At 62.0% G+C, this 26478-nt stretch carries 20 protein-coding genes; 13 read left to right on the plus strand and 7 right to left on the minus strand.

Annotation, left to right across the window (positions count from 1 at the left end; genetic code table 11):
• Positions 1 to 172 precede the first annotated feature (172 nt).
• The 3 genes from RBA40_RS14025 to RBA40_RS14035 all read right to left on the minus strand — a co-directional run bounded on the left by RBA40_RS14025 (position 173) and on the right by RBA40_RS14035 (position 1776).
• On the minus strand, positions 173 to 448 hold the full coding sequence (locus RBA40_RS14025) for a hypothetical protein (protein ID WP_306648434.1): 276 nt from the start codon (positions 446 to 448) through the stop codon (positions 173 to 175).
• A 522-nt stretch (positions 449 to 970) separates the two neighbouring features.
• Complete coding sequence (locus RBA40_RS14030) at positions 971 to 1252, minus strand: pentapeptide repeat-containing protein (protein ID WP_306648435.1); 282 nt, start codon at positions 1250 to 1252, stop codon at positions 971 to 973.
• 167 nt (positions 1253 to 1419) lie between these two features.
• Positions 1420 to 1776, minus strand: coding sequence for a hypothetical protein (locus RBA40_RS14035; RefSeq protein WP_306648436.1), 357 nt, complete (start codon positions 1774 to 1776; stop codon positions 1420 to 1422).
• A gap of 332 nt (positions 1777 to 2108) precedes the next feature.
• Between RBA40_RS14035 and dsbD the strand changes: the two genes are divergently transcribed.
• Together dsbD and RBA40_RS14045 are read left to right on the plus strand one after the other, a co-directional pair.
• Positions 2109 to 3980, plus strand: coding sequence for a protein-disulfide reductase DsbD (dsbD, locus tag RBA40_RS14040; RefSeq protein WP_306648437.1), 1872 nt, complete (start codon positions 2109 to 2111; stop codon positions 3978 to 3980).
• A gap of 1047 nt (positions 3981 to 5027) precedes the next feature.
• Complete coding sequence (locus RBA40_RS14045; RefSeq protein WP_306648438.1) at positions 5028 to 7250, plus strand: bifunctional SulP family inorganic anion transporter/carbonic anhydrase; 2223 nt, start codon at positions 5028 to 5030, stop codon at positions 7248 to 7250.
• Between the two features lie 76 nt (positions 7251 to 7326).
• Here the strand turns inward: RBA40_RS14045 and RBA40_RS14050 are convergent, their stop codons facing one another.
• Positions 7327 to 7986, minus strand: coding sequence for a hypothetical protein (locus RBA40_RS14050; protein ID WP_306648439.1), 660 nt, complete (start codon positions 7984 to 7986; stop codon positions 7327 to 7329).
• 245 nt (positions 7987 to 8231) lie between these two features.
• Positions 8232 to 8717, minus strand: a complete 486-nt coding sequence (locus RBA40_RS14055) for a Spy/CpxP family protein refolding chaperone (RefSeq protein WP_306648440.1) — start codon at positions 8715 to 8717, stop codon at positions 8232 to 8234.
• A gap of 174 nt (positions 8718 to 8891) precedes the next feature.
• On the opposite strand from RBA40_RS14055, the gene RBA40_RS14060 reads away from it, so the two are divergent.
• From RBA40_RS14060 to RBA40_RS14085, 6 genes are all read left to right on the plus strand, one after another.
• Entirely contained in the window at positions 8892 to 9620 is a 729-nt protein-coding gene (locus RBA40_RS14060; RefSeq protein ID WP_099873846.1) for a response regulator, read from the plus strand.
• Positions 9617 to 10981: an ATP-binding protein gene (locus RBA40_RS14065; protein ID WP_306648441.1), complete on the plus strand. Its 1365-nt coding sequence runs from the start codon at positions 9617 to 9619 to the stop codon at positions 10979 to 10981. Before RBA40_RS14060 ends, RBA40_RS14065 begins: the two co-directional genes overlap by 4 nt.
• A gap of 80 nt (positions 10982 to 11061) precedes the next feature.
• On the plus strand, positions 11062 to 12255 hold the full coding sequence (locus tag RBA40_RS14070; RefSeq protein ID WP_306648442.1) for an efflux RND transporter periplasmic adaptor subunit: 1194 nt from the start codon (positions 11062 to 11064) through the stop codon (positions 12253 to 12255).
• The gene (locus RBA40_RS14075) at positions 12252 to 15344 is read left to right on the plus strand and encodes an efflux RND transporter permease subunit (RefSeq protein WP_306648443.1); all 3093 of its coding nucleotides are present in this window, start codon (positions 12252 to 12254) and stop codon (positions 15342 to 15344) included. The genes RBA40_RS14070 and RBA40_RS14075 overlap by 4 nt, the downstream gene beginning before the upstream one ends.
• A gap of 95 nt (positions 15345 to 15439) precedes the next feature.
• Entirely contained in the window at positions 15440 to 17335 is a 1896-nt protein-coding gene (locus RBA40_RS14080; RefSeq protein ID WP_306648444.1) for an FAD/NAD(P)-binding protein, read from the plus strand.
• A gap of 177 nt (positions 17336 to 17512) precedes the next feature.
• A complete protein-coding gene (locus RBA40_RS14085) occupies positions 17513 to 18412 on the plus strand; it encodes a hypothetical protein (protein ID WP_306648445.1) in 900 nt (299 codons plus the stop codon).
• Between the two features lie 77 nt (positions 18413 to 18489).
• Here RBA40_RS14085 and hemB read toward each other — a convergent pair whose 3' ends face one another.
• Positions 18490 to 19500: a porphobilinogen synthase gene (hemB, locus tag RBA40_RS14090; protein ID WP_306648446.1), complete on the minus strand. Its 1011-nt coding sequence runs from the start codon at positions 19498 to 19500 to the stop codon at positions 18490 to 18492.
• Positions 19501 to 19542: 42 nt separating this feature from the next.
• Complete coding sequence (gene yihA, locus RBA40_RS14095; protein WP_306648447.1) at positions 19543 to 20259, minus strand: ribosome biogenesis GTP-binding protein YihA/YsxC; 717 nt, start codon at positions 20257 to 20259, stop codon at positions 19543 to 19545.
• A 199-nt stretch (positions 20260 to 20458) separates the two neighbouring features.
• On the opposite strand from yihA, the gene RBA40_RS14100 reads away from it, so the two are divergent.
• The 5 genes from RBA40_RS14100 to msrQ all read left to right on the plus strand — a co-directional run bounded on the left by RBA40_RS14100 (position 20459) and on the right by msrQ (position 26281).
• Positions 20459 to 21136, plus strand: a complete 678-nt coding sequence (locus RBA40_RS14100; protein ID WP_099873854.1) for a c-type cytochrome — start codon at positions 20459 to 20461, stop codon at positions 21134 to 21136.
• Between the two features lie 132 nt (positions 21137 to 21268).
• On the plus strand, positions 21269 to 23371 hold the full coding sequence (locus tag RBA40_RS14105; RefSeq protein ID WP_306648448.1) for a cytochrome c biogenesis protein ResB: 2103 nt from the start codon (positions 21269 to 21271) through the stop codon (positions 23369 to 23371).
• 36 nt (positions 23372 to 23407) lie between these two features.
• Positions 23408 to 24586, plus strand: coding sequence for a c-type cytochrome biogenesis protein CcsB (gene ccsB / locus RBA40_RS14110; protein ID WP_306648449.1), 1179 nt, complete (start codon positions 23408 to 23410; stop codon positions 24584 to 24586).
• Positions 24587 to 24674: 88 nt separating this feature from the next.
• Positions 24675 to 25655, plus strand: a complete 981-nt coding sequence (gene msrP, locus RBA40_RS14115) for a protein-methionine-sulfoxide reductase catalytic subunit MsrP (RefSeq protein WP_306648450.1) — start codon at positions 24675 to 24677, stop codon at positions 25653 to 25655.
• A gap of 5 nt (positions 25656 to 25660) precedes the next feature.
• The gene (msrQ, locus tag RBA40_RS14120; protein WP_306648451.1) at positions 25661 to 26281 is read left to right on the plus strand and encodes a protein-methionine-sulfoxide reductase heme-binding subunit MsrQ; all 621 of its coding nucleotides are present in this window, start codon (positions 25661 to 25663) and stop codon (positions 26279 to 26281) included.
• Positions 26282 to 26478 lie beyond the last annotated feature (197 nt).

The raw sequence follows: 26478 nt of genomic DNA on the forward strand, positions 1-26478 counted from the left end.
TTTATTCATGGTTATAGATGGGCGAATTTGCCCAAACTCTTCCTCTTGCGAATCTGGGAAATGCTGGCAAGCCAAGTTTCGAAATTGCTTCCCCAATTGAGCTTCCGGTTCACCTGGAATCAATGTCCCTGTTCATGCATGGTCTGAGTGGCGCTGACCATCTGCTCGTAAATCACGAAGGAACTGCAAATGAAGCTGCTGTGATCTGAATGACGTCTCCCGACTGCACCTCGATTTGCAGCTCTTCTGTTCCATCTGGCTGCTGCGTAGGGCCAGTAACCCGATTTACCATGACGCTTCCTCCCCATTCATTTTGTTTCGGCACCATGAATCTTACAACGCCATAAGCGACCAAAGAAACGGAATCGGAATTACTGTTGCGTAAAGCAAGGGTTAAACGCGCCTCCTTCCAATCGAATAGCAGTGATACGAGTGTCCAATCGTGCACGATGTATTACCTTTCCTAATTGCACCGTTGTTTGAAATGTCTTGAGGCCGGCGATTTCTCTAAGTCCCGCAGATTAATTGTAAGCAGCCAAGCCGAACAATTTTTATTTTCGCCCTCTAAAATTGGCGGTCGCCTATTTGCCGATCTTCGGACGTCATGCTTGCATCCATCGAATTTATATGAATTGTAAGCGTTCACCTGCGGTCCGACGGGAACAGAGTTGCCGTTTAGCGTGGTCTATTCCAACGTCCATGAAACCCGGGGTACTCCGTGCTCCTCATATCGGGCGTCTTAGCCCGCCGTCTGCTTCTTCAGCCCACGCGCGACAGGGTTGAAATCGATTGGAAATATGGTAGCTTCGTCATAGATCGCCCCTTCAAACGAGACGCGTTTTATATCTGCGCCGGTAAAATTTGCGCCGCAAATCAGAACGTCGCCTCCCATGTTATCGCCGGCAAATACGCTGACGTTCAATTTCGCGAATGAAAAGTCTGCATCAGTGAAATTCCCACCGAGCAGTTTTCAATTCTCCATGCGAGCGTATGCGAACGTCGCGAATAGTGCTGATACCAAGTAAAACGTCGCGTTCCGCAGATCGGCTCTGACGAACGAGGCGTCAACGAGCGAGGTACCTTCAAAATCGACACCAATTAATTTCGAACCATCAAAGGACGACTCGTCAAAATTTCCAACCTGGAAGAACATTTCCTTTAAATTTGCTCTTTGTAGGTTGGCATTTTGAAGCTCTACATCTGTAAATAAATTGCGCCCCCTGTAATCGCTGGGATCCGGAAGTGCAAACAAAATTTCTCCATCTATTGATCGGATTTCAAAAATTCGTCCATTGAAAATATTTCAAGCTTGTGAGAGAGACCTAATTTTTAAGTTATTGAGCGGCAGCCACATTCACCACAGTTACCCCTAGCAAAAATGTCCCGCGTGGTTCCGCCAATACCCAGGCTGCTGCCCTGCTAACGCTTGAATCTCATGAGTAATAGCCCCACCAAGAAGCCCAATAGCGTGAATGGCAGAGCGCACGATAGCTGAAAAGCAATAATCGATGCCTCACTAATTTGCGAGGGATGAGTAACGATAGCAGGAAAATATAAAGGCTCCAGGAGCCGGCCAAGAGGTAAGTGAATTTTTCGCCACCATAGCGTGACAAAATCATTTAAACGTCCAAGCATACTTTCTCTAGTTACCTCTTCCGAAGACAAGAAATAATAGGAAATTTTCAAAAACACAATTGCAAATATATCGGGCAACGAAAAAAAGATCGCCCATTTTACCGGCGTCCACCTTAGCCAAGCCAATTTTACGTGGATCATAAATATTCCATATTTGCCGAGATTATCGTTCCAGATAGCAGAATCACAGAGCCCGCCCTGATCACTATAAGGTCTTTTGAGAGCTTTAGTATCGCCTTGGCGGTAAATTTTATTCTCCCAGTCTAGCGCAGCGTAATAATTCCATATGGAAACTACGTATGCGCCTGTTAGATCAATGAACCTTTTCCCTAATTCATGAGCAACTGACCGCTCTCGCATAGGTAACGCGCAGGCCGGCCTTTCGGGCATCCGCCGGCCATCGTATGCCTCCTCCGCAGACGAGACCTCTTCCCCCGGTGTACTATTCTGCTTCGCATCCCGCTAAGGAAGTCATGTTTGCCTTTTCGTTGAAAGCGCCGGCTCACGCCCTCGCGCTGTTCCTGCTTGCCCTATCCTTCCTGTTCGGCAACCCCGCACGCGCGGAAGAAGATTACTTGGCCCCCGAGGTGGCCTTCAAGTTTTCGGCCCGCATGGTCGACCCGCAAACCATCGCCGTCACCTACCAGATCGCCGACGGCTACTACATGTACCGCGAGCGCTTCAAGTTCACCGCCGCCAACGCCACCCTCGGCACCCCGGTCATCCCGCCCGGCAAGGTCAAGTTCGACGAAACCTTCCAGAAGGAAGTCGAAACCCACCGCAAGACCATCACCATCACGATTCCCGTCCAGTCCTCCGGCATGTTCACGTTGACGGCCACCTCGCAGGGCTGCGCCGATGCCGGCCTGTGCTACGCGCCGCAGGATGCGGAGGCGCGCCTGGTGGGCGCAGCCGGCTCGTCGCCAGCGCCTGGCATGTCCAAGCCGCCGATGTCCATTCCGGCCGCATCCATTCCCGTCGCCCAACCGAAGCAGGATACCGGCAACGCCGACTTCATGCCCAAGGCGTCCACGTCGGCAGCGCAAGCCCCGCCCGCAGCCCAGCCCGCGGCCGCAACGCCCGCCACCAGCAGCGGCGACGGCGCGGCGCTGCTCGGCGGCGGCAAGCTGTGGCTGATCATCCCCACCTTCATCGCCCTCGGCCTCGGCCTGTCCTTCACCCCCTGCGTACTGCCGATGGTGCCCATCCTGGCATCGATCATCGTGGGCGAGGGCGCCGGCACCACGCGTACGCGCGGCTTCATCCTGGCGCTGGCCTATTCGCTGGGCATGGCCCTGGTCTACACCGCCCTCGGCGTAGCCGCCGGCCTGATGGGCGAAGGCCTGGCCGCCGAGCTGCAAAAACCGTGGATCCTGATCGGCGTGGGCATCATGATCGTGGCCCTGTCGCTGTCCATGTTTGGCGTGTACGAACTGCAAGTGCCATCCTTCCTGCAAAACCGCTTGGTCGACGCCTCCGGACGCCAGTCGGCCGGTAAACTCATCGGCGTGTTCGTCATGGGTGCCATTTCCGCCCTGATCGTCGGTCCCTGCGTGGCCGCGCCGCTGGCCGGCGCGCTGACCTTCATCTTCCAGTCGCGCGACGGCGTCATCGGCGGCGTCGCGCTGTTTTCGCTGGCCATGGGCATGAGCATTCCGCTGCTGCTGGTCGGCCTGTCGGCCGGTTCCCTGTTGCCGCGCACCGGCGCCTGGATGAACCACGTCAAACGCTTTTTCGGCGTCACCATGCTGGGCATGGCCCTGTGGCTGACCTCGCCCGTGCTGCCGCCGCTGCTGCAGATGCTGCTCTGGAGCGCACTCCTGCTCGGCTACGGCGTCTACATGCTGCGTCATGTCCGTCACTGGACCGGGCTCGCGCTGGGCGTCGTTTGCGCCATCCTGGGCGCGATCCAGCTGGTCGGCGTGGCCACTGGCGGGCGCGATCCGCTCGCGCCGCTGGTCCACCTGGGCGTTGGCGGCCAGCAGCATGGCCTGGCCTTCACCCGCATCAAAACCGTGGCCCAGCTCGACGCCGCGCTGGCGCAAAACGCCGGCAAGACCGCCATGCTCGACTTTTATGCCGACTGGTGCGTCTCTTGCAAGGAAATGGAAAAGCTGACGTTCGTGGATGCGCGCGTCAAGCAGCAACTGGCCGGCACGCTTTTGCTGCAGGTCGACGTGACCGCCAACGATGCCGACGACAAGGCGATGCTCAAGCGCTTCGGTCTGTTCGGGCCGCCGGGGATCATCTTGTTCGACAAGAGCGGTCAGGAAATTGCTGGTAGCCGCGTCATCGGCTATCAGAATGCGGATAAGTTTACGGTCTCGCTGAACAAGCTGAACTAATGTAGTGAGTCAGGCAATTCCCACACAAAACCGGGCGCTGCGCGCGTCCGGCATCGGCCAGCTTTGGCCATGCCAACGGCTTCGGTTCGGCATAATCTAATGCGAAATAGGTGCCAATAGCCTCCAACTGACGAGTAGATCGATGCTTGCCGCACACAAATTCGCCTCTCGTCAACGTATCACGCCAGCGTTCGACCTGACCGCCACGCGCAGCTTGTTGTGAAGTGGGTACGGCCGCCGGATGCACTTTGAAAGGGGGCGGGCAGGGAGCCTATGCGAGTTGATAGGCGTCGCTGCTGGCGTCCGTCGAGGGGCCTGTCTCGCATGCCTGCCAGATACGCTCGTTGCCCCATGGGTGATGGGTCCTTCTCGCTTTCTTGTGCGCTCTTGCCACCCATCGCCATGCGCTTTGCCCTATCTGCTTGAATAGGCTCCAGGCCGCCGCTGGTGGCCCATGCGCATGTCAAAATGAACCGCAATCCACTGTGACGCCAGGCCGGATGCGCTGCTTGCAATGGCCCGGAATACGCAGCCGTGTTCACGGCGTCAGCGACTTCCCGAAGAATGGGGACGCATGCCTTGAGGTGGCAATCCACGGCTTCAAGCCATCGTCAAGCGCACTCGCCAGGCTTAATCCCGGCGTTGCCCGGATGACAGCCATATAACGCGTTTCGATATGTCTGCCGGGATTTGCGCCACCCGCCTCGGGTTAAATACGCATCCATAAAAATTATATATATCAGTTATCACGGGTTTTTATGCCGGCGTTATTAATCACGCGCCCGTGGATAATATATTCATATCGCATAAAAATAGGTTTCCTGAAACGGTTCTTTCAATGCAGCTATAGTTTATTGTGCATCCCTCGGCCTCAATGAACGTGTTATATTTCGCCGGTTGAAAAATTCCCGACCAACCGCTAGGACGCATCATGTTCGAGCATATGTTTTATTTGTAGGCATATATTAATTTTTCTTGTGGCATGGCAACTGGCGCCGGCTTGCCGGCGCGCGTCTGCTTGATAACCATTCGTAATCACGCTATCACATGAATATTCAAAATCTCAAACACGATCTGCCCGCGAGTATTGTCGTCTTTCTGGTTGCCTTGCCTTTATGCCTGGGCGTCGCCCTGGCTTCCGGCGCACCGCTGATTTCCGGGATTATCGCCGGCATTATCGGAGGCATCGTCGTCGGAATAATCAGCAAATCGCAGACCAGCGTCAGCGGCCCGGCGGCCGGCCTCGCCGCCGTGATATTGGCGTCGATTACCAAGCTGGGATCGTTCGAGCTCCTGCTCACCTCGGTTCTGATCGCGGGATGTCTGCAATTGGCGATGGGTGTTTTCCGTGCCGGCTTTATCGCGAACTATATACCCTCCAATGTAATCAAAGGCCTGCTCGCGGCCATCGGTATTCTCCTGATACTCAAGCAGATTCCGCATGCGATCGGCTATGATAAACAGAGCGATGACGGTTTCTCTTTTATCCAGCCGAACGGAGAAAATACGTTCTCGGATATTATCCGCGCCTTCGATGTGCTCACTCCGGGCGCGGTTGTCATTGCCGTGCTGTCGGTGCTGGTTCTGTATTGCTGGGATAAAACACCGCTGAAGAATCTCAAGTTGCTGCCCGCCTCGCTGTTCGTGGTCGTGCTGGGCGTATTACTCAATCTGGTGTTCACGAACTCCATGCCCTGGCTGGCGATCGGCAAGGACCATCTGGTGCACCTGCCGCCTATCGACACCAGTAACCTGGGCGCCTATCTGCACCTGCCCACCTTCGCCCATTTCACCAACGGCGATGTGTGGGTGGTCGGCATCACCATTGCGATCGTCGCTTCCTTGGAAACCCTGCTCAACATCGAGGCGGTGGACAAACTCGATCCCCATAAACGGGAAACGCCGCCGAATCGCGAACTGCTCGCGCAAGGCGTGGGCAATATTTTCGCAGGGCTGTTCGGCGCCCTTCCGGTGACGTCGGTTATCGTGCGCAGCTCGGTCAATATCCAGACCGGCAACAAGACCAAGGCCTCCGCCATCCTGCATGGTTTTTTCATGCTCGCCAGCGTCCTGGTTTTAAGTCCGGTACTCAATCTGATTCCCTTGTCGGCCCTGGCGGCGATCCTCATCATGACCGGATACAAGCTGGCAAAAGTGTCGCTGTTTCGTGACATGTACCAAAAAGGCTGGTCGCAATTCCTGCCGTTTGCCATCACGGTGGTCGCTATCGTGTTCACCGACCTGCTGATGGGCGTGCTGATCGGCCTTGCGACCAGTATGTTTTATCTCGCGGGCAGCAATTTCCGCAATCCCTACTCGCTTGAGCAGTACCGTCTGCACATCGGCGAAGTCATCAAAATGGTCTTGCCGAACCAGGTGTCGTTCCTGAACAAGGCCACCATCAAAACCGCGCTGTGGGAGACGCCCAACGGCTCGAAGGTGCTGATCGACGCAAGCAATGCGGACTTCATCGACCACGATGTACTGGAAACCATCCAGGACTTCCGCGATGTGGTGGCGGCCGAACGTAACGTTCAGCTGAACGTGATCGGCCTGCGCGAGAAGTACAGCCTGAGCGATCCGATCCAGTTCGTCACCGTGCTGGATAAGGAAACCCAGAAAAGGCTGCGCCCTGAAGAAGTGCTGCAATTGCTGCGCGATGGGAATCAGCGGTTTTTCGAGGGACGCTGTACCGAAAAGTACTACCACCATCAGGTCGGCGCCACCGCCGCCAGCCAGCACCCCATGGCCGTGGTGGTCAACTGCATCGACTCGCGGACATCCCCGGAACTGATTTTTGACGCCGGCCTGGGCGATCTGCTGACCATTCGCATCGCCGGCAACATCATCAGCCGCGAGATTATCGGCAGCCTGGAAATCGCGTCCAAGCTCGGCGCCAAACTGATTGTCGTGAAAGGGCACTCCAACTGCGGCGCGATCGGCCTGGCGATGAAGGGCGAACAGGCGCACAGCATCGGCGCGATCACCGGCAAGATCGAGCTGGCCATCCGGCAGTGCCAATGTTCGGCGCACGATATCGCCGCTGGCGAAAAGTCGGTGCTCGAGAAGGTCGCGCTTCAGAACGTCGAGAATTCACTCGCTGAAATCGTCAACAGCAGCGACTACCTGCGTGGATGCCTGCAGCGGGGCGAGATCGGCCTGGTCGGCGCTTACCACGATATAGCCGTCGGCAAAGTGCAGTTCGGCGAACTCGTCACGGAGGAGAAGATCGCACTGTTCCAGCGATTGCACGCGCCTGAGGCGGCCTGAGCCGTTGAGCGGGCACGCAATGCCATCGCGGCGCCCGCGTCGGGGAATGCATGCGGCCGCTGCGGGCCGCGGGAACTTAATTGTCCGGAAGGGTGAAGTCGTCGTGCGTGGGCTTGCCGCCCAGCAGCTCGTCTAGGCGGCCGCGCAGGCTGCGCGCCATTTCGCTGCCCTTGGCCTTGAGCACCGCTTCCAGGTACTGCAGGCGCAGCGCACGGAAGTCGTCGACGTTATTGCACTTTTCCACCTTCAGCTGCAGCATGATGCCGCGCAGCCCGATCGTGCTCTTGATGGTCTGGTTGTAGAAGTCGTACAGATGGCGAAAGCGCGTGGCGTCATCGAGCTGGCTCTCGGCCAGCGCCGGCGCGGATGGCGCGTCGGCGCTGGCGACCGCAGGCAGCGGCGCTGCCCCGTCGTCGTGCAGGTCGTCGTGGTGGGCGCCCTCGGCCCCAGCCACGCGCCGCGCCACCTGACGCGCCCGCGCCGATGCCGGCAACTTGGGCGCCGCCGGCGCCGCCGGCTCTTCACCGCTGGCGAGGAAAATGTAGCCTTCTTGCAGTAATTCCTTGACGCTGTCCGCAGTCACGCCAATGCCGGCGAAATTGCGCAGCAAATCCTCGAGCGAATGGCGCCCGTCGATCATCACCAGGATCGTGCGCAGGCGCGACGACAGTTGATTTTTGCGTGTGGAAATTTCCTCTCGACCCTTGTCGGTCTTGTCGTACACCATCGTGCTCATGCTGCCCCCGGAATATGGTTTGATACCGCAGCCGGAAAATGGTTTGGAATTGCCGCGCGGATAGATTTTCTCGAGGATACACCACGTTACACTTTGCAGGAATGCCCGCACTACTTTATTTGGCGCGGCGCACAACAAGTGAGGTGTAAGTACAACGCTGCAGCGGATAAAACGCCTCCGCGCCGGGGTGGCGCGGAGGACGCCGGCCTCGTCCCGCGCAGGGAATGGCCGGAATAAAACGCCGCTCAGGCCTGGCGTTGGTGCTTGCCGTGATGACCACGCCGCATGCTTTGCTCGTCAAAAACCTTCTTTTGTTCCGGCGTTAGTGTCGAATAGAAAGTGTTCAAGGCGGCCAGCCGGGTTTCCATGGCCGCGACATGCTGCTTGGCGATCTCCAGCTGCTTTTCCATGCGCTCCGGCGCCGTCAGGCTGGCCCACTGGCCGCGTTCGCCACGAGCGGGGCGCTGGCCCGGTTTGCTGGCGGCGGTAAAGGCGGCCCAGGCCGGTTCCTGTGCCGCAGTGAGCTTGAGCTGGTCGTGCAGGCGCGCCTGGCGTGCGGCCATGTGCGCGGCCCGGTTGCCGTGGCCGCCGTGGTGACCGCGATGGGCTTCCACGCTGGTCGCTTTCGGGTTGACGCTCTCCTGTGCGTGTACGGCAACGGCGGCGCCGCCCATGCCCAGCACGGCAAGACTGATCACGAGGCTTTTGCGGACGGTATTGAGTACGTTCATGGCGTTTCCTTTTGGATGAATGGTGCGGGGTGCAACTGCATCATGTTCCCGGCATGTTTCCAAGCCGTGTCCGCTGCCAAAGAGTTTGTATCAATATGTATCGGCGCCATGGCAATATACATGACGATACAAAACCGCTATCCGGGCCCACGCTAAGTGGGGATAATTGCGGACATGGATACTCCTTCTACCATTCTCATCGTTGACGACGACCGCGACATCCGTTCGCTGCTGGCCGATTACCTCGAATCGAACGGCTACCGCGCCCTGGCCGCGGCCGACGGCACGGCCATGTGGAAGACGCTCGACGAAGCGCGTCCCGACCTGATCGTGCTCGACCTGAACCTGCCCGGCGACGACGGCCTGACTCTGTGCCGCAAGCTGCGCGCCACCTCGACCCTGCCGGTCATCATGCTCACCGCCCGCAACGAGCCGCTCGACCGCATCCTGGGCCTGGAAATGGGCGCCGACGATTACCTGCCCAAGCCGTTCGAGCCGCGCGAGCTGCTGGCGCGCATTCGCAGCGTGCTGCGCCGCAGCCACGCCATGCCGTCCAACGCCCCGTCCGACAATGCCCAGCAGATGCGCTTTGCCGGCTGGACCCTGGACCTGACCGCGCGCCACCTGCTCAACCCCGAGGGCATCGTCATCATGCTTTCCGGGGCCGAATTTCGCCTGCTGCGCGTGTTCCTCGAGCATCCCAACCGCGTGCTCAACCGCGACCAGCTGCTCAACCTGACCCAGGGCCGCGACGCCGATCCTTTTGACCGCTCGATCGACATCCAGATCAGCCGCCTGCGCCAGAAGCTCGGCGAAGATGCGCGCCTGCCGCAGATCATCAAGACAGTGCGCAACGGCGGCTACGTGCTGGCCGGCCAGGTGACGGTGGAGCCCGGCACGTGAAGGCCTTCTTCGGTTCGATGACCGGGCGCGTGTTCCTCACGCTGCTGCTCGGCGTCGTTATCACGGCCGTGCTGACCCAGCTGCTGGCCGAAAACGAACGCCAGCGCGTCATCGAAGCCTTCCGCGACCAGCACGCCATGGACCGCGCCGAACAACTGATCACCGCCACCGAAACCGTCCCCGCCTCGGCCCGCCTGGCTTATCTGAGGGCGGCCAACCGGCCCGGCATCCAGCTGGTCGTCATCAGCGACGAGCTGCCGGTCAAGCCGGCGCCATCACCGTTTACGGCGGCGCTGGCGGTGCGCATGGGGCCGCATTACAAGCTGGCCACCATCGCGGCCCGGCCCGCCGCCTGCGACGTGCCGCGCATCCAGAACAGCATGTTCGGGCCGACCGAGTCGCAATGGAAGGGCGTGTGCGAGAGCATCAACGTGCGCCTGCGCGATGGCGAACTGCTGCGCCTCTTGGTGCTGCCACCGCCACCCTCGGTCATCGCGCACGAAACCGATTACCGCATGATCATCGGAATGTTTTTGGTCAGCATTGCTTTTCTCGCCTATCTGGTCGCGCGCATGACCACGCGCCCGCTCAAGCAGCTGGCGCAGGCCGCCAAGGACCTGGGCAACGATATCAACCACCCGCCCTTGCAGCTGTCGGGCGCGAGCGAGATCCGCCAGGCCAGCGCGGCATTCAACGCCATGCAGGCGCGCATCCGCCAATACATTTTCCAGCGTACCCAGATGCTGGCGGCCATCACCCACGACCTGCAAACGCCCTTGACCCGGATGCGCCTGCGCCTCGAAAAAGTCGGCGACGGCGAGCTGCGCGACCGCCTCGTGGGCGATTTGTCGGCCATGCAGGAAATGGTGCGCGAAGGGCTCGACCTGGCGCGCAGCACCGACACCACCGAAGCGATGCAGGCGCTCGACCTCGATTCGCTGCTCGACAGCGTCACTTGCGACGCCACCGACGCCGGCCAGCAGGTGGCGGTGCACGGCCACGCCGGCATGGCCCTGCTGGGGCGCCCGATGGCGCTGCGGCGCTGCCTGGTCAACCTGATCGACAACGCCGTCAAGTACGGCCAGCGCGCCTTCGTCACGGTGGAGGCGGGCGCTGGCGCGGCGCGCATCCGCGTGCGCGACAATGGCCCCGGCATCGCCCCGGGCGAACTGGCGCGCGTGTTCGAGCCGTTCTACCGCGTCGAAACGTCGCGCTCGCGCGAATCCGGTGGCACCGGGCTGGGCCTGACGATCGCCCGCAATATCGCCGAGCAGCACGGTGGCAGCATCGCGCTGGTCAACCATCCGGAGGGCGGCCTGGAGGTCACCCTGGTCCTGCCGGAGTACTATGCCGGCAAATAGCTGCGCCCGCCAGCACCGTCATCGCTTACCATTGAACTGAACCGATCATAAGCCGCCCGCAGTGGCGACCAGGGACACGCATGAAAAAGAAGAGCATCGTTATCATCGTCGGCCTCGCCGTCCTCATCGGCGCCGGCGCATGGTATCTGGGCAGGGGCGAGCAGAACGCCGCTCCGGGCGAGCAGCAGGCCGGGACCCCTGCCGCGGGCGATAAGAACGGCAAGGGCGGCGCCCAGCCGCCGGCCATCGTCAACGTGGTGGCGCCGCAGCGCCAGGATGTGCCGGTGGTGCTGCAGGCCAATGCCAGCGTGACTCCGGTCAGCACGGTCGACCTGCATCCGCAAACGACCAGCACGATCCGCAAGGTGCATATCAAGGAAGGCCAGTTCGTCAAGGCCGGCGAATTGATGTTCTCGCTCGACGACCGCAGCGAGCGCGCCAATATCGACAAGGCGCGCGCCCAGATGGCGCGCGACGCCGCCACCTTCGCCGACCTGGAACGCCAGTACAAGCGCAGCGAGGAATTGTTCGCGCAAAAATTCATCGCCCGCAGCGCCGTCGATACCCTCAAGAGCCAGATGGACTCGGCGCGCGCGCTGGTCGGCGCCGGCCAGGCCGCGCTCCAGGCCGAGCAGGTCAACGCCAGCTACAGCGCCATCCGCGCGCCGATGGCGGGCCGGGTCGGGGCCATCAACGTGTTCCCGGGCAGCCTGGTGCAGTTGTCGACCTCGCTGACCACCATCACCCAGCTCGACCCCATCAACATCGCCTTCAGCGTGCCGGAAGCGGCGCTGGGCGAGCTGCTGGCCGCGCAAAAGAGCGGTGCGGTCACGGTCGAGGCGCTCGGCACGGCGGGCGGCAAGCCGGCCACCGGCAAGCTCAGCTTCATCGACAATACGGTCGATCCGCTGGCCGGCTCGATCAAGGTCAAGGCCCTGTTCGACAACAAGGCCACCAGCCTGTGGCCGGGCCAGTACGTCACCGCGCGCGTGACGGTGCAGACCATCAGGAACGCGGTGGTGATCCCTCAGGCGGCCATCATCAGCAACAGCCGCGGCACCTTCGTGTACGTGGTCGATGCCGATCAAAGCGCGAAACAGGTGCCGGTGACGCGCCTGCACGCGTTCGGCGTGAACGCGGCCGTCTCGGGCTTGAACGGCGATGAAAAAGTCATCACCGAGGGCAAGCAGAACCTGCGGCCGGGAGGCAAGGTCAAGCTGGCCGAGGCTGCCAATCCGGCACGCGCCGGCAAGAGCGCGGTGGCGGCACAATGAATCTGTCCGAACTGTGCATCCGGCGCCCCGTCATGGTGGTGCTGCTGTCGCTGAGCATGATCCTGGTGGGCGTGCTGTCGTACATGGCCATTCCGGTCGCCGCGCTGCCCAGCTATAACACCCCGGTCATCAATGTCCAGGCCAACCTGTCCGGCGCCAGCCCGGAAACCATGGCCTCGTCGGTCGCGCTGCCGCTCGAAAAGCAGTTTTCGACCATCGCCGGGATCAACCTCATCACCTCCACCAGCACCCAGGGCCAGACTTCGCTGACGCTCGAATTCGACCCCAGCATCGATGTCAACGTGGCCGCCATCGACGTCCAGGCCGCGCTGCTCGGCGCCCAACGCCAGTTGCCGCAAGAGATGACGGAGTTGCCGTCCTACCGCAAGGTCAACCCGGCCGACGCGCCGGTGCTGTTCATGGCCATGACCTCGCCCTCGATGAACCTGTCGGAGCTGAACGACTACGCCGAAAACCTGGTCGCCCCCAGCCTGTCGACCCTGCCCGGCGTGGCCCAGGTGACGGTCAACGGCCAGAAGCGCTTCGCGGTGCGGGTGCGCGCCAAGGCCGACCTGATGAACGCGCGCAACCTGTCGATGGACGAGCTGGCGCTGGCGCTGCGCGCCGCCAACTCGAACGCGCCGCTCGGCGTGCTCGACGGCCCGAGCCAGACCATGACCATCCAGGGCAATGCCCAGCTGATGAACGCGGCCGCGTTTTCCGACCTGATCGTGGCCACCCGCAACGGCGAACCGGTGCGCCTGAAAGACGTGGCCTCGGTCGAAGACAGCTACCAGTCCGTGAAAGCGGCCGGCAGCTACAACGGCGAGCGCTCGATCGTCCTGCTGGTGCAGCGCCAGCCCAACGCCAACACGGTGCAGGTGGTCGACGCGGTGCGCCAGCTGCTGCCGCGCTTCCAGGCCCAGTTGCCAAGCTCCATCAAGATCAGCCTCGTCAACGACCGTTCGGTGTCGATCCGCGAAGCCATCCACGACGTCAACCTGACTCTGGCCGGCACCGTGGCGCTGGTGGTGCTGGTGATCTTCCTGTTCCTGCACCGCGCCGCCGCCACCTTCATTCCGGCCGTCACCATGCCGATTTCCCTGCTGGGCGCCTTGTCGCTGCTGTACGCCTTCGGCTACAGCCTCGACAACGTGTCCCTGCTCGGCATCACCCTGGCCGTCGGCCTGGTGGTCGATGACGCCATCGTGGTGCTGGAAAATATCGTACGCCACATCGAAATGGGCAAGAAGCCCGTCGAGGCCGCCCTGGTCGGGTCACGCGAAATGGGCTTTACCATCGTCTCGATTTCGATTTCGCTGGTGGCCGTGTTCATCCCGATCTTCTTCATGCCGGGCGTGATCGGCCTGCTGTTCCACGAATTCGCGGTGGTGGTCGGGCTGTCGGTGCTGGTGTCGGCGCTGGTGTCGTTGACGCTGGTGCCGATGCTGGCCAGCCGCCTGCTGCCGGCCCATTCGGAGCAAGAGGGCGGCGAGAAGAGTTTCATCGGACGCCACTTCGAAGCCGGTTTCGCGCGCGTGCGCGATGGTTACGCGCGCTCGCTCGACCTGGCGCTGGCGCACCGCTTCATCGTGCTGGCGGTCGCCGTCGGCACCTTTGTGCTGACCATCATCCTGTACACCACCATTCCCAAGGGCTTTTTCCCCGAGGAAGACCTGGGCCAGCTGCGCATGAGCATCGAAGCGGCCGAGGATACCTCGACCGACGCCATGCTGGTGCTGCAAGAGAAAGTGGTGGCCATCATCCGGGCCGACCCGAGCGTGCAGGATGTGACGTCGTTTACCAGCGGCGGCAACACCGGGCGCGGCTTCATTGCCCTCAAACCGCGCGACCAGCGCGTGAAGATGCCGCAGGTGGTCGAGCGGCTGCGCAAAGCGACGCGCCAGGTAGCCGGCGTGGCGGTGTTCCTCTCGCCGATCCAGAACCTGCAGCTGGGCGGACGGCCCAGCAAGAGCCGCTACCAGTACACCTTGCAAAGCGTCAGTTCCGACGCGCTGGGCGACTGGGCCAATAAATACCTGGAGCGCATGCGCGCCGATCCGGCCTTCCGCGACGTCACCAGCGATTCGCAGAACCGCGGCCTGCAAGCGACCCTGAAGATCGACCGCGACAAGGCCAACGCCATGGGCGTGCAGATCGCCGACGTGCGCACCGCCCTGTACGCGGCCTTCGGCGAGCGCCAGGTCTCGACCATCTATTCGGCCGCCGCCAGCTACAACGTGATCCTGGAAGCCGAACTGGCCGACCGCCAGTCGGAAGACGCCGTGGGGCGCGTCTCGGTGCGCAGCAAGGGCGGCCAGCTGGTGCAGTTGTCGAGCTTTGCGACGGTCGAGCGCACCGTGGGGCCGACCTCGGTCAACCACCAGGGCCAGCTGCAGGCGATCACCCTGTCGTTCAACCTGGGCGCCGACGTGCCGCTGGGCGTGGCCACTGGCAAGATCGACAAGATGGGCGTGGACATGAAACTGCCGGCCTCGGTCATCACCAAGTACGGCGGCGATGCGGCCGTGTTCCAGGATTCGCAGTCGAGCCAGATCATCCTGATCGTGGCCGCGCTCGGCGTCATCTACGTGCTGCTGGGCGTACTGTACGAAAGCTTCATCCACCCGCTGACCATCCTGGCCGGCTTGCCCTCGGCCGCCGTCGGCGCGCTGCTGACCTTGCGCATCTTCGGGCTGGACCTGACCATGATCGCCATCATCGGGATCCTGATGCTGATCGGGATCGTGAAGAAAAACGCCATCATGATGATCGATTTTGCCCTGCACGCCCAGCGCAACGAGGGCTTGAGTCCGGCCGAGGCGATCCGCGAAGCCTGCATCCTGCGCCTGCGCCCGATCCTGATGACCACCCTGGCCGCGCTGATGGGCGCGCTGCCGATCGCGCTCGGCCTGGGCGCCGGCGCCGAACTGCGCCAGCCGCTCGGACTGGCCGTGGTCGGTGGCTTGCTGTTTTCGCAAGTCATCACGCTCTACATCACCCCCGTGATCTATTTGTTCCTCGACAAGTACAGCGGCAGCGGGCCGATGACCGATGCCCAGCTGGCCACCCTGGAAAAGGCGCATTGATATTTCCGGTCAGGATTTAATTGACTGGAAACAACACGATCTTTCGACCGCCTGCCACTATGGAACCTGCATTTTTTCATTGACAGGCGGTCACCATGAAACGTTACAGCGTCACCCTCATCGGCATGGGCCCGCGCGGGCTGTCCATTCTCGAACGCATCGCCGCGTTTGCGCGCGCGCACAACACGCCGCTGCAAGTGAATCTGATCGAGCCGGGCGAGTGCGGGCCCGGGGTGCACTCGCCGAACCAGCCGCAGCATCTGCTGATCAATACCGTGGCCAGCCAGGTCACCATCTTCCCCTTCCGCGAGGCGGTCGAACTGGCCCCGGTCTGCGCCACCCCCTCGCTGACCGAATGGGCGCGCGACGAAGGCTACCGCCGCTTCGGCGAGCAGTTCGTGCAGGTAGCGCCCGGGGAAGAGGGCGGCGCCGCCATCACCGAGTCCGACTACCTGCCGCGCCAGCTGCTGGGGCGCTACCTGATCTGGGCCTGCGACACCATCCGCGCAGCCCTGCCGCCGACGGTGACGCTGACCCACCTGCGGCACCGCGCCATCGACATGTTCCAGATGCCGGACGGCAGCTTCATGGTGGAACTCGACAGCGGCTTTTCGGTCAGCAGCGATTTTGTCTTCCTGACCACCGGGCACAGCCGCAATAACCTGACCGACGAGGAAGCCTGGTGCCACAAGTTCGCCCAGGACCACGCGCGCTACAACGGCAAGCTGGCCTTCATCCGCCACGTGTATCCGCTCGACAAGCTGGTCGGCATCGCCAGCGACGCCCGGGTCGCCATCGAAGGGCTGGGCCTGACGGCGCACGATGTGGTCTCGCAGCTGACGGTGGGCCGGGGCGGGCGCTTCGAGCCGGCCGGCAGCGGCCTGCGCTACGTGCGCTCGGGACGCGAGCCGGCGCTGATGCTGTTTTCGCGCAAATGCCTGCCGGCGGCGGCGCGCGGCGTCAACCAGAAAGGCTTGAACGGACGCCACCAGGCACGCTTTTTCACGCGCGACGCGGTGCGCAGCCTGCGCCAGCAAGCCCAGCGCGAGCGCGGCAGCCCCCAGCTTGACTTCGACCGCGAACTGCTGCCTCTCCTGATGCAGGAAATGGGCTGCGCCTGGCGCAGCGCGCTGGGGCGCCCCGTGCCCGAGGGGACGGCGTACGAGCTTGGCGCCGAGGAGCGCGCCGCGCTCGAGGCCATGCTGTTTCCCCTGCAAGGACGCAGTTTTGCCAACGCCGACGATTTTTCGACCTTTTTCACCTGCATGATCGCCGACGACCTGTCGGAAGCGCGGCGCGGCAACCAGGGCAGCCCGATCAAGGCCGCGGCCGACGTGCTGCGCGACGCCCGCACCGTGCTGCAGGACATGATCGAGCATGGCGGCCTGACCGCCTCCTCGCACCGCAAGTTCCTCAGTGTCTATAACCCGGCCATCAACCGCGTCACCTTCGGCCCGCCCAGCCATCGCAACGAGCAATTGCTGGCGCTGATCGAAGCCGGCGTGCTGAGCGTGGCGGCCGGCCCCAACGCGGCCATCCGCATCGACGAAGACCTTTCCCAGTTCGCCCTGCACACGCGCTTCGCCTCCGGCGCGGCGATCCAGCACGTCGATGCGCTGATCGTGGCCCGGCTCGACGTCTTCTCGCCCGAAACCGACGAAAGTGCGCTGATCCGCAACCTGCTCAAGCGCGGCACCATCCGGCCCTTTTACAACGGCACCTTCCACCCGGGCGGGGTCGACATCGACCAGGCCAACCATCCGCTCGACAGCGCGGCGCGCCCGGTCGGCAACCTGTGGGCGCTCGGCTACCTGGTCGAAGGCCCCCATTACTATACCCACGCCCTGCCAAGGCCCCGGATGCACTCGCGCCACGTGCTCGACGCCGAACGCTGCGTGCGCGAACTGTTCGGCCTGCTGGAAGAGCGCGCCAACGCGCGGCGCCCGCCGCGTCCACGGGTGCTGGTGGCCGCCGAACGCGCCACCACCTGAGGGCCTTCCGCTGCCCCGATTGTTGCAGCATTGATACATATAGTAACAACCATCAAGACACTCATCTTGTAAGCTGCACGAGGTGAGCTTGCCAGTGCGCAAAAACCACAAAACGTATAGACTTCGGCACCTGTGCCGCATTTTCGTTGACGCCGTACCCTGGAAAGCTGTTCTATTTTGCGTGACCATTCCCACCATTCGACCGAAAACACCGGCTACTGCGAGCATTGCGGTCAGCCCTTGCCCGGTTACGCGGTGCCCAGTTACGAGATCAAGCGCTTCAATTCGGTAGGGATCGCCGTCACGGTGCTATTGCACGTGCTGCTGGTGCTGCTGTGGGTGTTCAAGCCCCAGGACGAGAAAAAGGCGCCGCCGCCGCCGTCGGGCGCGGATATGGTGTACGTCATGCCGCTGCCGCAGTCCAAGCCCCAGCCCAGGGAGCAGCCGAAAGTCACGCCCAAGCCGACCACCCAGGCCCGGCCCGACAAGCCGACCGTGGCCAAGGTGCGGCGCTTGCCGAACACGATTACCATCCCCAATGAAAAGCCGGCCAAGGAAGTCGATGTTCCCGAGCCGCCCAAGCCGGTGCGCCCGACCGCAGTCGCGCCCGAGACCGACATGGCGGCCGCCATCGAAGCGCGGCGCCGCGCGCGCGGGCAGACCGAGAGCGAGCCGGCCGAGGAAAGCGCGGCCGAGCGCGGCATGCGCATCGCCAAGGCGAATATCGCGGCCGCCAATGGCCGCAGCCAGGGCGATGACCGCAACGACACGGGCGGCGTGTTCGAGGTGAAGAAAAATTCGATGAGCGCCACCGTCAAGTTCCGCGGCTGGAACCCGAGCTTCAAGCGGCGCTGGCTGCAGGAAGTCACGGTCGAGCTGGGCAACGAGAAGGATATCGAGACGGCCGTGATCAAGAAGATGATCGAGATTATCCGCAAGGAAAAAACCGGCGATTTCGAGTGGGATTCGCACCGTCTGCAGCGCGTGGTCAAGATGAGCGCGCGGGTGGAAGATACGGCGGAGCTGAGTGACTTCCTGTACAAGGAAATGTTCCCGGAAACGCGGCGCGGCCGCTAAGGCCGCATGAAAAAGGGGCGCCGCGGCGCCCCTTTCCGTTTGCTCCGCCGTGAATCCGGCGCAGTTCGATGCGATCGCTACGCGCGCGCCTTGAGCAAACGCGCAATATCGAGCGCGAAATACGTCAGCACGCCATCGGCGCCGGCGCGCTTGAACGCCATCATCGCTTCCATCATCACCTTGTCATGGTCCAGCCAGCCGTTCTGCACGGCTGCCTTGATCATCGCGTACTCGCCGCTGACCTGGTAGGCAAAGGTCGGCACGCGAAACTCTTCCTTCACGCGGCGCACGATGTCCAGATACGGCATGCCCGGCTTGACCATGACCATGTCGGCGCCCTCGGCGATGTCGAGCGCCACTTCGCGCAGCGCTTCGTTGCCGTTGGCCGGGTCCATCTGGTAGGTGAACTTGTCGCTCTTGCCGAGCGAGGCCGCCGAGCTGACCGCTTCGCGGAACGGGCCGTAGAAGGCCGACGCGTACTTGGCCGAATACGCCATGATGCGGGTGTGGATGTAACCCTGTTCTTCGAGCGCCTGGCGCAGCGCGCCGATGCGCCCATCCATCATGTCCGACGGCGCCACCACGTCCACCCCGGCATCGGCGTGGCACAGGGCCTGGCGGATCAGCATGGCCGTGGTTTCATCGTTGAGCACGTAACCGTTGTCGTCGATCAAGCCATCCTGGCCGTGGCTGGTGTACGGGTCGAGCGCGATGTCGGTCAGCACGCCCAGTTCCGGAAAGCGCGCCTTCAGGGCCCGCACGGCGCGCGGAATCAGGCCGTCCGGATTGATCGCTTCGATCCCGTCGGCGGTTTTCAGGGATGCATCGATCGATGGAAACAGGGCCAGCACCGGAATGCCGAGGCTGACGCATTCCTCGGCCACCTGCAGCAGCAGGTCGACCGAGAGACGCTCGATGCCCGGCATCGCCGAGATCGGCTGGCGCTGGTTGACGCCATCGACGATGAAGACCGGATAGATCAGGTCGGACGAAGTGATCGTGTTTTCGCGCACCATGGCGCGTGAAAACGGGTCGCGCCGCATGCGGCGCATGCGCGTGGCGGGGAACTGCACTGGGATGGTGGACATCGTTATTTTCCGAGTGAACAAAAAATCAGGTGAACAAACGCGTCATTCGTCGCTGTCGACCGGATCGACCAGCGGCGTGTCGGGATCGGTCTCGATGGGCGTGAGGCCCAGCAGGTCGATGATCTTGTCGTTGGCTTCCTCGATGCCGACGCGCTTGAGCGCCGAGAACAGCTGCACCGTGAACGGGAAGCCTTCGCCATCTTCGTCGACATAGCTTTCGAGCATCATGCGCGCCTGGCGCAGGGCATTCGTCGATTCATTGCGGTTGAGCTTGTCGGCTTTGGTCAGGATGCAGTGGATCGGTTTGCCGGTCGGGGCGAACCATTCGAGCATCTGCACGTCCAGTTCGGTGAACGGACGGCGCGAATCCATGATCAGTACCAGTGCGGCGAGCTGGTCGCGGCGCTGGACGTAGTCGCCCAGCAGCTTTTGCCAGTGCAGCTTGGCCGAACCGGACACTTCGGCGTAGCCGTAGCCGGGCAAGTCGACCAGCAGCGCCTCGATTTCCTCGACGATGGTGGCATCCTTGCGGTGTTGGCCGACGTGCGCGCCACCGATCGAAAAATAATTAATGTGCTGGGTGCGGCCCGGCGTTTTGGATGCGAACGCGAGACCTTTCTGATTTGTCAGAATGTTAATGGCGGTCGACTTCCCTGCGTTGGAACGCCCGGCGAAGGCGATTTCCGGTGCCTGCGTGTTGGGCAGATCGCGCAGTTGGTTGACGGTCGTGAAGAAACGGGCTTGCCAGAGTTTGGACATGGGATGGGCAGAAAATGCAACAAGAGGGGCGATAACGCGAGAAAGCTATTGTACAATAAGGGGTTACGAATTGTTGTCACGCAAAAGCCATGGCGCGCACACAAGATCGTTTGCACTACATTAGAACCGAATTTCCGGCGCAGGTTTGATCCGGAATTTCTCAACAAAACCAATTTTCGACTTGTCTCAGGGTGTTTGAATGAATCGTGCGTTTTTACCGGCCGCCGGAGCGGCGTTTGTGAAATCCTTGCTGGTGGCTACCTTTGCCGTATCGGGCCTCGTGTCCGCTGCCGAGCATGCACCCGCCCCAGCCAAGGCCGACGCCGCCAAAGGCGCGACCCTGTACGACAACGGCGATGCCGCGCGCGGCTTGCCCGCCTGCGTCTCCTGCCACGGCGCGGCCGGCAATTCGACCATCGCCGACAATCCCAAGCTGGCTGCCCAGTTCGACGCTTATACCCACAAGCAACTGATCGATTTCACCACGCCCAAGCGCAAGCAGGCCGTGATGACCATGTACGCCAAGATGCTGTCGGAAGATGAAAAGAAAAACATCGCGGCTTACCTCGCGGTCCAGAAACCAAAACCGGGCGCTGCCAAGAACAAGGACACTGTCCTGCTGGGCAAGCAAATCTATCGCGGCGGCATTCCTGCCACCGGCGTGGCCGCCTGCGCCAGCTGTCACGGCGCCAACGGTAACGGCATCCCTGCGCAATTCCCGCGCCTGGCTGGCCAGCACCAGACCTACACGGTCTCGCAGTTGCAAGCTTTCAAAGAAGGCAAGCGCGAAAACAGCGTCCAGATGACGACCCTGGCGCAGCGCATGTCGACCAAGGAAATGGAAGCCGTCGCCGATTACATCGCCGGCTTGAAGTAAGCGGTACCGGCAGCGCGCCGCCAGGCGCGGGCCTGCCAAAGAAATCAGAGGGCGGCGGCGCGCAAGCGGGCTGCCCTTTTTGTTGGTATCCTCGCGGGTTATGTCGTGCCTGCACATAGGGATCTGTAGAGAATGAGCACCACCGGAATAGTTCTGAACACGCGCCGCCCCATCCTGGACGAGGCAGTCGAGCTGGTCTCGTCGATGCGCTTTGCCATCAGCATGCTCACCATCATCGCGATTGCCTCGATGATCGGCACGGTCCTGACGCAAAACCAGCCCATGCCCAATTACGTCAACCAGTTCGGTCCGTTCTGGTTCGATGTGTTCAACAAGCTCGGCCTGTATGCGGTGTATTCGGCCTGGTGGTTCCTGCTGATCCTGGTGTTCCTGATCATCTCGACCTCGCTGTGCATCGTGCGCAATGCGCCAAAAATGATCAAGGACATGCGCAGCTGGCGCGAAAACGTGCGCGAAACGTCGCTGCGCAACTTCCACCACAAGGCCGAGTGGAGCGCGCCGCTCTCGCGCGCCGAGCTTGCCCGCCAGAGCGCCGCGCGCCTGGTCGACGCCGGCTACGCGGCCAAGATCGTGGAAAAGGAGAACGGCACCCTGGTCGCGGCCAGGAAGGGCGCGGCCAACAAGTTCGGCTATATCTTCGCGCACAGCTCGATCATCATCATCCTGGTCGGCGGCATGCTCGATTCGGACATTCCTATCCAGTTCCAGGAATGGTTCCTGGGCAAGAAGCCCTTCGTGGGCGGCGGCCTGATTTCCCAGATTCCCGCCGAGAACCGCCTGAGCCTGAGCAATCCGACCTACCGCGGCAATACCCTCATTCCCGAGGGCCAGTCGAGCGATATCGCCATCATTCCGCGCCCGGACGGCTCGCTGCTGCAGCCGCTGCCGTTCACGATCGAGCTCAAGCGCTTCATCATCGATTTTTATTCGACCGGCATGCCCAAGCTGTTCGCCAGCGAAGTCGTGATCCGCGACCATGAAACCGGCAAGACCTTCCCGGCCACGATCAAGGTCAACGAACCGCTGATCTACAAGGGCGTGGCGGTGTACCAGTCGAGCTTCGAAGATGGCGGCAGCAAGCTCAAGATGCTGGCCTACCCGATGAGCGGCACCGACAAGGCTTCCTTCGCCATGGATGGCGAAGTGAACACGTCCACGCCGCTGGCGCGCGGCGGCGAGCAATACACGGTCGAGTGGAGCGGTTTCCGCCCGTTCAACGTCGAAAACACGGCCGGCAACCAGGATGTGCGCGCGGTCACCAAGGGCCAGAGCCTGAACGAGGAGTTCGCGGCGACGCTCTCGAAGTTTTCGGGTTCGGCCGGCAAGAACGCCAATAACAAGGACTTGAAGAATGTCGGCCCGAGCGTGCAGTACAAGCTGCGCGACAAGACCGGCCAGGCGCGCGAATACCAGAACTACATGCAGCCGGTGACGGTCGACGGCGCCGAAGTGTTCCTGGCGGGCGTGCGCGCCTCGCCCAACGATCCGTTCAGCTACCTGCGCATTCCGTCCGACGAAGCGCACACGGTCAAGGAATGGATGCGCCTGCGCGCAGCCCTGGCCGATCCGGCCCTGCGCGAGCTGGCCGCCGAACGCTATGCGCGCCGCGCGATGCCGGCCACCAGCAACACCCCGGCGGCCACCTTGGCGCGCCAGCTGCAGGATTCGTCCTCGAAGAGCCTGTCCATCTTCGCCGGCGACGGCAAGCAGGGCGGTTACGTGGCGGTGTCGCGCTTCCTGGAAAAAATTCCCGCCGCCGAGCAGGAAAAGGCCGCCGATATCTTCATGAAGATTCTCAACGGCACCCTGTGGGAATTGTGGCAGGCCGCGCGCGACAAGGATGGCCTGCCGCAGATGACCGGCGACGACACCCATGCGCGCTTCCTGCAATTGGCCACCAATGCCCTTTCCGACAGCTTCTTCTACGGCGCCCCGGTGTATCTGCAGCTCGACGAATTCGTCGAGGTCAAGGCGTCGGTGCTGCAGGTGACGCGCTCGCCGGGCAAGGCCGTGGTCTATCTCGGCTGCGTGTTCCTGGTGCTGGGCGTGTTCGCCATGTTCTACATCCGCGAGCGGCGCCTGTGGATCTGGGTGCGCGACGGCGACGATGGCGGCCCGGCGCACGCGCTGATGGCCATGAGCACGCAACGCAAGACGCTTGATTTCGAGCATGAATTTAACGATCTGAAAGCCAAGCTGCCGCAGTTGGCGTAAGCTGTACCAACAGTGTCAGCAGTACTGGAGAACAAGATGGAAGCATCCCAAGCAGCACAAGCAGCACAAGCATCGCAAGCGCAGACCTACCGTCAGGCCCCCGGCTATTTCAAGCGTCTCGACCTGTTCGACTGGGCCTTCGCCGCCGTGCTGATGGGCGCGGCCCTGTTCGCGCTGAACCGCTACGGCGCCTATATGGATATCTATGAAAAGGTGATCCTGGTGCTGACCGCGCCCACCTTTGCCGCCCTCGGCTGGCACTGGAAACCGGTGCGCTGGCTCATTCCCGTGGTGGCCTTGCTGGCCTTCGCGGCCATCGGCTTGTACGGCGGCAACCTCGAGGCAGCGAACAAGAATTTCTTCCTGAAATACATGCTGTCGAGCCAGTCCGCGATCTTGTGGATGAGCGCGCTATTCCTGTTTTCCACCGTGTTCTACTGGGTCGGGCTGCTCAGCCGTTCGAACTACGGTTCCTCGGTCGGCTCCAAGCTGTGCTGGGCCGCCGTGGTACTGGGCTGGACCGGCATGATGGTGCGCTGGTACGAGTCGTACCTGATCGGCGCCGACGTCGGCCATATTCCGGTATCGAACCTGTATGAAGTGTTCATCCTGTTTTCGATGATCACGGCCATGTTCTACCTGTACTACGAACAACATTACGCCACGCGCCAGCTGGGCGCCTTCGTGATGCTGATCATCGGTGCCGCGGTCGGCTTCCTGCTGTGGTACGCGGGTTCGCGCGATGCCGCCGACATCCAGCCGCTGGTGCCGGCCCTGCAGAGCTGGTGGATGAAAATCCATGTGCCCGCCAACTTCATCGGCTACGGCACGTTTGCGCTGGCGGCCATGGTCGGTTCGGCTTACCTGATCAAGTCGCATGGCTATCTGGCGGACCGCCTGCCGGCCCTCGAAGTGCTGGACGACATCATGTACAAGGCGATCTCGGTCGGTTTCGCCTTCTTCACGGTCGCCACCATCCTGGGCGCCCTGTGGGCGGCCGAAGCCTGGGGCGGCTACTGGTCCTGGGATCCGAAGGAAACCTGGGCCCTGATCGTCTGGCTCAATTATGCGGCCTGGCTGCACATGCGCCTCATGACCGGCCTGCGCGGCCGCGTGGCGGCCTGGTGGGCCCTGATCGGCCTGCTGGTGACGACCTTCGCCTTCCTGGGCGTGAATATGTTCCTGTCCGGCTTGCATTCTTATGGCAAACTTTAATTGCTAAAGTGTGATGGGCTGAAAACGGCAAGATGGTGTAAGGTAGGTCATCCCTAGCTGAAACCATCTGATTTGCCGAAAGACGCCCATGCTGATCAAACGTAGCCCCAACGGTATCGACCTGCCGTTTTCATCCGAAATCACGCCGCAGGCGGTCTACCAATCGCGCCGCCGTTTCATCGCCCGGATGGCGGCCGGCGCCGTCGCCGGCGGTGCCTTGTGGGAAATGGCCAACCGCGAAGCGTTCGCGGCCGGCGCGCCGGCGCAAAAGCTGGTCGGCAAGCTCAATCCCGCCTACGCCGCGCTCGACAAGCAGACCCCGTTCAAGGATGCGTCGACCTACAACAACTTCTACGAATTCGGCCTCGACAAGTCCGATCCGGCCCAGAATGCGCATACGCTCAAGACGCGCCCCTGGACGGTGACGATCGAAGGCGAAGTCAAAAAGCCGATGACGCTCGACCTCGATGCGCTGCTCAAGCTGGCGCCGCTGGAAGAGCGCATCTACCGGCTGCGCTGCGTGGAAGGCTGGTCGATGGTGATTCCGTGGGTCGGCTATTCGCTCTCCGAGCTGATCAAGAAAGTCGAGCCGACCGGCAACGCCAAATACGTCGAATTCGTCACCCTGGCCGACAAGGCGCAGATGCCGGGCGTGAGCAGCCGCGTGCTCAACTGGCCGTACGTGGAGGGCTTGCGCATCGATGAAGCCAATCATCCGCTGACCTTGCTGACCCTGGGCATGTACGGGCAGACCTTGCCGAACCAGAACGGCGCCCCGGTGCGCCTGGTGGTGCCCTGGAAGTACGGCTTCAAGTCGGCCAAGTCGATCGTCAAGATCCGCTTCGTCAAGGACCAGCCGCGCACCGCGTGGAATGTGTCGGCGCCGTCCGAGTACGGCTTTTATTCCAACGTCAATCCCGAGGTAGACCACCCGCGCTGGTCGCAGGCCAGCGAGCGCCGCATCGGCGAAGACGGCTTCTTCCAGAAAAAGCGCAAGACGCTCATGTTTAACGGCTATGGCGACGTGGCGTCCCTGTACAGCGGACTCGATCTGAAGAAGAATTTTTAAGCACGATGGCCTTCAATCCTGGTTCAAGGCAACTGTTTGCCATCAAGGCCGCGCTGTTCGCGCTGGCGCTGGTGCCGCTGGCGCGCATGGTGTACCTGACAGTCAGCGGGCAGCTGGTCGAGCCGCTCGAATTCATTACCCGCGGCACCGGCGACTGGGTGCTGTACATGCTGTGCATCACCCTGGCGCTCACGCCGCTGCGGCGCCTGACGGGCTGGAACTGGCTGGTCAGGCTGCGCCGCATGGCGGGGCTGTTCACCTTTTTCTACGGCTGCCTGCATTTCCTCACCTTCCTCTGGTTCGACCATTTTTTCGATCTGGCGGAAATGTTCCGGGACGTCATCAAGCGGCCCTTCATCACGGTCGGCTTCATCGCCTTCGTGCTGCTCATTCCGCTGGCCGTGACCAGCACCAACGGCATGATCAAGCGCCTCGGCGGCAAGCGCTGGCAGTGGCTGCACCGGCTCATCTACCTGATCGCGCCGCTGGCGATCCTGCATTTCTGGTGGATGAAAGCCGGCAAGAACAACTTCACCGAGCCGTTGATTTTCGGCGCCATCGTCGCGGTATTGCTGGGACTGCGGGTGCTGTGGAGCCGCCAGAAGGCCGCCGCCGCACGCGTCTGAGGCAGCGCAATTCTACAACGGCTTGCCGCACTGGAGCGCCAGCATGGACCTGGCCGGACTCCTCATGCAAGCGCCCGCCGAGCTGGCGGCGTTCCAGCCATCCCAGCGCTATGTGCTCATCGACCAGCAGCGCCTGGACCGGACGGCGCTGGAAGCGAATGCCAGCTTGCTGGCGCTGCTGTTCCGGCTCGAACTTT

Origin of the sequence: Massilia pseudoviolaceinigra (assembly GCF_030846505.1) — a bacterium.
Lineage (GTDB): Bacteria > Pseudomonadota > Gammaproteobacteria > Burkholderiales > Burkholderiaceae_D > Telluria_A > Telluria_A violaceinigra.